This window comes from Geothrix limicola, from assembly GCF_030268085.1.
Taxonomy (GTDB): domain Bacteria; phylum Acidobacteriota; class Holophagae; order Holophagales; family Holophagaceae; genus Geothrix; species Geothrix limicola.
Genome location: NZ_BSDE01000002.1, coordinates 507,530 through 513,529 on the forward strand (window position 1 = coordinate 507,530; position 6,000 = coordinate 513,529).

Annotated in this window: 6 protein-coding genes; all 6 read left to right on the forward strand. The window is 56.8% G+C overall.

Annotated features, from left to right (window positions below; translation table 11 throughout):
• Positions 1-22: 22 nt before the first annotated feature.
• The 6 genes from QSJ34_RS07875 (at position 23) to hisH (ending at position 5,740) form a co-directional block, all read left to right on the forward strand.
• A complete protein-coding gene (locus tag QSJ34_RS07875; RefSeq protein ID WP_285573563.1) occupies positions 23-652 on the forward strand; it encodes an acetyltransferase in 630 nt (209 codons plus the stop codon).
• On the forward strand, positions 649-1,656 hold the full coding sequence (gene neuB / locus QSJ34_RS07880) for an N-acetylneuraminate synthase (RefSeq protein ID WP_285573565.1): 1,008 nt from the start codon (positions 649-651) through the stop codon (positions 1,654-1,656). Before QSJ34_RS07875 ends, neuB begins: the two co-directional genes overlap by 4 nt.
• Positions 1,653-2,828 carry a UDP-N-acetylglucosamine 2-epimerase gene (neuC, locus tag QSJ34_RS07885; RefSeq protein ID WP_285573568.1) on the forward strand — a complete coding sequence of 392 codons (1,176 nt, stop codon included), beginning with the start codon at positions 1,653-1,655 and terminating at the stop codon, positions 2,826-2,828. Before neuB ends, neuC begins: the two co-directional genes overlap by 4 nt.
• A 203-nt stretch (positions 2,829-3,031) precedes the next feature.
• Complete coding sequence (locus QSJ34_RS07890) at positions 3,032-4,336, forward strand: N-acetyl sugar amidotransferase (protein ID WP_285573570.1); 1,305 nt, start codon at positions 3,032-3,034, stop codon at positions 4,334-4,336.
• The gene (gene hisF, locus QSJ34_RS07895) at positions 4,333-5,103 is read left to right on the forward strand and encodes an imidazole glycerol phosphate synthase subunit HisF (RefSeq protein WP_285573571.1); all 771 of its coding nucleotides are present in this window, start codon (positions 4,333-4,335) and stop codon (positions 5,101-5,103) included. Before QSJ34_RS07890 ends, hisF begins: the two co-directional genes overlap by 4 nt.
• Complete coding sequence (gene hisH, locus QSJ34_RS07900; protein WP_285573574.1) at positions 5,096-5,740, forward strand: imidazole glycerol phosphate synthase subunit HisH; 645 nt, start codon at positions 5,096-5,098, stop codon at positions 5,738-5,740. Before hisF ends, hisH begins: the two co-directional genes overlap by 8 nt.
• The last annotated feature ends 260 nt before the right edge of the window (positions 5,741-6,000 follow it).

Sequence of the window (6,000 nt, forward strand, 5' to 3'; positions counted from 1 at the left end):
CTTATTGGGCTAAAATTACTAAATGAATAAACCCAAGATTATTCTCATCGGAGCCGGCGGCCACTGCCATTCCTGTATCGATGTTATTGAACAGCAGGGCAAATATGATATTGCTGGCTTAATTGGTATGCCTGATGAAATAAATTCCCAGGTCCTTGGCTATAAGGTCATCGGCTCTGATAGCGATTTGCCTAGAATTGCCGAAGAATATCAATACGCACTCATTACAGTGGGTCAAATTAGTTCTCCACATTGCCGGATCCGCCTCTACGAGTATGCGGCCTCACTGGGCCTTCAGTTCCCCGTGATCGTTTCGCCTTACGCTCACGTCGCCCGGGGCGTTCCAATTGGACCGGGCACCATTGTCATGCATGGAGCAATTATCAATTCGGGATCATCCATTGGTGAGAACTGCTTGATCAACTCTCGCGCACTCATTGAACATGACGTGACCGTTCATGCTCACTGCCACATCTCTACTGGGGCTATTCTCAATGGCAACGTGAGTGTGGGTTGGGGAAGTTTTGTCGGTAGCGGAAGTATAGTCAAAGAAGGGCTGCAATTAGGGCACGAATGTTTAATTGGGATGGGTGTTTCGGTCAGGCATAATGTCTTGGATCGTAGTAAATGTGTTGGGTCAGGGAAAATATGAATCACAAAACACTCATTATTGCCGAGGCTGGTGTCAACCATAACGGTGATATTACCCTGGCGAAAAAACTGGTCGCAAGCGCCGCTGCTGCCGGCGCGGATATCGTGAAGTTCCAGAGCTTCATCGCCAAAAAGAGCATCTCGATCCACGCGCCCAAGGCTCAGTACCAGACTGCAGCTACCGGCGCTGAGGAAAGCCAGTTTGAGATGGTCCGCAAGCTTGAACTTTCACGTGCCGATCATGTGGCCCTCATCGAGGAATGCCGCCGTCACGGAATCAGGTTCCTCTCGACCGCCTTCGATGCGGAGAGCTTCGACCTCTTGATTGAGCTGGGCATTGACTTGGTCAAGATCCCTTCCGGTGAGCTCACCAACCTGCCCCTGCTGCGGCATCTGGGGAGCAGCGGCCGGCCCGTCATCCTTTCGACCGGCATGGCCACTCTCGGCGAGGTCGAGGCCGCATTGGAGGTCATCGTGCAGGCCGGGACTCCCCGCGAGCTGGTCACCATCCTGCATTGCAGTACCGAGTATCCAACCCCCATGGCCGATGTGAACCTCCGGGCCATGTGCGGCATGAAGAGTGCGTTCGGCCTTGACGTTGGTTACTCTGATCACACCGTTGGCATCGAGGTGCCCATCGCTGCGGTGGCTCTCGGGGCAACCGTAATCGAGAAGCATTTCACCACCGACCGGGGCCTACCCGGACCGGACCATCAGGCCAGCCTGGAACCTCGGGAAATGAAGGCTATGGTGGATGCCATCCGTAACATCGAGCAGGCCCTGGGCGACGGCATTAAGCGACCGAATCCGAGCGAGCTTAAGAACAAGCCCATTGCCAGGAAGTCCTTGGTTGCCGCCCGGGCCATCAGCGCCGGGGAGCGCTTCAGCGAGAATAACCTCATCGCCAAGCGGCCAGGTACAGGCCTCTCCCCCATGCGCTGGGACGAAGTGATCGGACGTGAGGCCATTCGCGATTTCGCCATCGATGAACAGATCGTGCTATGACACGCAAGATTTGTGTGGTGACGGGCACTCGCGCGGAGTATGGCCTGCTCCGGTGGCTTCTACAGGAGCTTAAGGAATCGCCCGTTGTCGAGCTGCAGATTCTGGCGACAGGTGCGCACCTTTCGCCCGAGTTCGGCCTGACCTACAGGGACATCGAGCGCGACGAATTCGCCATTGATGCCAAGATCGAGATGCTGCTCAGTTCCGATACCTGCACCGGCACAGCCAAGTCCATGGGGTTGGGCTTGATCGGAATGTCAGAAGCTCTGGCGCGCTTAGCCCCCGACCTGGTGGTGCTTCTGGGAGACCGCTTCGAGATCTTGATGGCGGCTACCGCTGCCCTGGTCGCGGGTATTCCCGTGGCTCACCTGCATGGTGGGGAGACCACGGAAGGTGCCATTGATGAAGCCATCCGCCACTCGGTGACCAAGATGTCACACCTGCATTTCGTGGCCGCCGAAGAATACCGGCGCCGTGTGATCCAACTTGGTGAACAGCCGGAGCGCGTGTTCATGGTGGGTGGGCTGGGCGTCGATGCCATCACCCGACTGACATTCATGGACCGGCAGGCATTGGAAATATCGCTTGATTTCACATTCGCCAAGAAGAATCTGCTGGTCACCTTCCATCCGGTCACATTGGAAGGTGAGACCTCCCCCCAGCAGATGGTGGAGCTTCTGGAAGCGCTGCACACGTTGACCGACACTCACCTGATCATCACCCTGCCGAATGCCGATGCCGGCGGCCGAGAGTTGACTCGCCTAGTGGAGGGGTTCGTCGCGTCGCATCCCAATGCCCGCGCCTATACCTCCCTTGGCCAGCTTCGATATCTTTCATGTATGCACCTGGTTGACGGTGTGGTTGGGAATTCTTCCAGTGGTCTGGCGGAAGCTCCCAGCCTTGGCGTCGGTAGCGTCAATATCGGAGATCGCCAGCGTGGCAGGCTCAAGGCCGCGAGTGTCATCGACTGCCTTCCACAGCGCGGTGATATCCTGGCGGCAATCGAAAGGCTCTATACCGCCGACTTCAAGCAAACCCTTCAGGAGACGAAGAACCCCTACGGGGATGGCGGTGCCAGCGGAAGAATCGCGCGGATCCTCGAAAACCATCCTCTCAACAACCTTCTGAAAAAACAGTTCCATGACTTTGTCCCAGGATTGCTCCGGGAGTAGTTGCGGGCAGCCCGCGGTAACCACTTGGACCGCTTGCCAAGGACAACCTAACCGCGCTGTTTGCCTGATTCGGGTGAGACCGCTCTGGAAACTCTGGCATGCAATCGCCTAACATGGAGTCAGAGGCCGATGGGCATCGGTTCCGCGGAGTCGTTTCAGATTTCCGGGGCAGTGCCTGAGGACCTTATTTAAAGGGATCAAGCATGAAAATCGGCCCTAGCCCTAATACCGACCTATCGCGATTCAACAAGCCATACGAGGAATTGGAAGTTCTTTATGCGCTGCCAAGAGATGTCAAGTTCTGCAAATTGTGCAACATGTCCAACCAGCAGCCGATGTCGAGCAATGAGTATGCCCACAGCAAAGGCTCGAAAAAAGTCACGTTGAGCTTCGACGAGGAGGGTGTCTGCCATGCCTGCCGTTTCAATCAGCTGAAAGAAAACGATGTCATTGACTGGGCCGAGAGGGAAAAGGAACTGATCGCGCTCTGCGACCAATACCGCAAGAACGATGGCAGCTACGACTGCATCGTGGGTGGCAGCGGCGGCAAGGACAGCGCCATGCAATCTCATCTGCTGAAATACAAGTACGGCATGCACCCACTCACGGTCACATGGTCCCCACATCTATATACAGAGATTGGTTGGAAGAACTTTCAGAACTGGTTGCATGTCGGTGGCTTCGACAACTTCCTCTTTACGCCCAATGGCAAGATCCACCGCCTGCTGACTCGCAACGCCACGATCAACCTGCTCCACCCTTTCCAGCCCTTCATTCTTGGCCAGAAGACCTATGTCGCCAAAATGGCGGCCCAGTTGAACATTCCCCTGATCTTCTATGGAGAGATGCCCGGGGAGTACGGTGAGAAAATTTCCCACAAGACCTCCAGCTATGCAGCGGATGCGGAAGGTGCCGAAAGCGAGGGCTTCTCCCTGGACTACATGCGTGGCCTCGATGTGCGTGATGTCTACCTGGGTGGCAAGCAGATCGGTGCCTACCTCGATGAAGGAGTCGCCATGGCGGATCTGAAGAGCTATCTGCCCATGGATGTGGAGGTGTTGCAGCGGAAAGGAATCGACTTCAAGTACCTCGGCTACTACAAGAAGTGGGTTCCCCAGGATGCCTATTACTACGCCGTTGAAAATACAGGGTTCGAGGCCAATCCAGTTCGCACCGAAGGCACCTACTCCAAGTACAACAGCCTGGACGACAAGGTGGATGGCTTCTTCTATTTCACGCGCTGGATCAAGTTCGGAGTCGGCCGCACCATGATGGATTCGGCCCAGGAGATCCGCAATCACCATATCACTAAGGAGGAAGGGCTGGCTCTGATGGGTCGTTACGAGGGTGAGTACCCGGCTCGCTACGAAAAGGAATTCCTGGAGTACATCAGCATGTCTCGGGAAGAGTTCCTGGCTCTCTGCGACCAGTTCCGCTCGCCCCACCTCTGGACAGTTCAGGATGGCGAGTGGCGGCTTCGGCACTCGCCCGCAGGGACTCTAGCATGAGGAATACGCGTCTCATCGCGCGACTCGATGTCAAGGGCCCCAACCTGATCAAGGGCGTTCACCTGGAAGGCCTGCGGATCATTGGGCCACCGAATGAGTACGCCCACGCCTACTATCTGCAAGGCGCGGATGAGCTGATCTACATCGATTGCGTGGCGAGCCTCTACGGTCGGAACAACCTAGATGACATCGTGCTGAAGGCCGCTCAGGATGTGTTCATTCCGATGACTGTTGGTGGTGGGGTGAGGTCCATTGAGGATGTAACCCACCTACTCCGTTGCGGAGCAGATAAAGTCGCCGTGAACACGGCCGCAGTGCGAAATCCACGCCTGATTACGGAAATCTCTCGTCGCTTCGGTAGCCAGTGCATGGTGCTTTCCATTGAGGCCAAGCGAGTGGGCCGTGGCCGGTGGGAGGCTTACACTGATAACGGCCGAGAGGAGACTGGCCTTGATGTTATCGACTGGGTTAAGCAGGGGGTCGATCTCGGGGCTGGTGAGATTCTTCTCACCTCTGTTGATCAAGAGGGGACCCGCAAGGGACTCGATCTCGATCTGATCAAAGCGGTCACGAATGAAGTGCCCGTACCTGTCATCGCGAGTGGAGGTCTGGGGACGGCGGAGCACCTAGTTGAGGCAGTGAAGCAAGGGGGGGCGGATGCGGTCGCAATGGCCGATATCCTTCATTTCCGCCGGTCCACCATCGGAGAGATCCGCCAAGTCGCTTGTGCAGCCGGTATTCACGCCAGAAGAGTTCGACATGATTAAAGTCACGGTTATCGATTATGGTATGGGTAATCTGCGCAGTGTCAGCCGGGCCTTAGAGCATTGTGGCGCCGAGGTGAAGATCTCCTCCGACCCCAAGGCGATCCTCGGAACCGATCGAGTGGTGTTGCCGGGAGTAGGCGCTTTTATGGCGGGCATGTCGGCCCTGAAGATTCGAGGGCTGGATACGGTAATCCGGCAAGTGGCCGCTGCGGGCACGCCCCTGCTCGGCATCTGCCTCGGCATGCAGATGCTGCTGGAAGAGAGCGAGGAATTCGGCCTCACGCCAGGGCTGGGCCTGATCCAGGGTCGAGTGGTGGAGGTTCCGGCCCACACTCCCACGGGCGATCCCCTCAAACGCCCCCACATCGGCTGGAACGAGCTCCTGGCCCCAGGCCACGGCAAGGGATGGAAGGGAAGCCTTCTCGAGGACACACCGGTCGGAGATGCCATGTACTTCGTCCACTCCTTCATGGCCGACCCCACCCTGCCGGAGGATCGCCTTGCCGATTGTCTGTATGGTGGAATCTCGATTGCCGCGGCCATCAAACATGACAATGTGATGGGCTGCCAGTTTCATCCCGAAAAGAGTGGGGCGAGTGGTCTTGAAATCCTGCGGGCCTTCCTGCGCAGACCCTGAGGGATTGGTGCTAATAGTATGGGTGCATCGCGCGCAATTCGGCGTCCATGGCCTCCGCGATGACCAGGGTAGAGATTGACAAATTTGGCCATCCAACCCCATCGTTGGATCGATCAAGCGAATTAGTCGGGCCTGACAAACCCCAGTTGAGGAATCAGGCAGGCATAGGTGTGGGCTGAGGGAAGGATTGGATGCCAATCTGATCGAGGAAATCCTTGAGAGCGGCACTGGCCCTCCCCGGCAGCAGGTACAAAAGGACC

Coding starts and splice junctions, on each gene's coding strand:
- QSJ34_RS07875 (WP_285573563.1), top strand. CDS start 23: ATGAATAAACCCAAGATTATTCTCATCGGAGCCGGCGGCCACTGCCAT.
- neuB (WP_285573565.1), top strand. CDS start 649: ATGAATCACAAAACACTCATTATTGCCGAGGCTGGTGTCAACCATAAC.
- neuC (WP_285573568.1), top strand. CDS start 1,653: ATGACACGCAAGATTTGTGTGGTGACGGGCACTCGCGCGGAGTATGGC.
- QSJ34_RS07890 (WP_285573570.1), top strand. CDS start 3,032: ATGAAAATCGGCCCTAGCCCTAATACCGACCTATCGCGATTCAACAAG.
- hisF (WP_285573571.1), top strand. CDS start 4,333: ATGAGGAATACGCGTCTCATCGCGCGACTCGATGTCAAGGGCCCCAAC.
- hisH (WP_285573574.1), top strand. CDS start 5,096: ATGATTAAAGTCACGGTTATCGATTATGGTATGGGTAATCTGCGCAGT.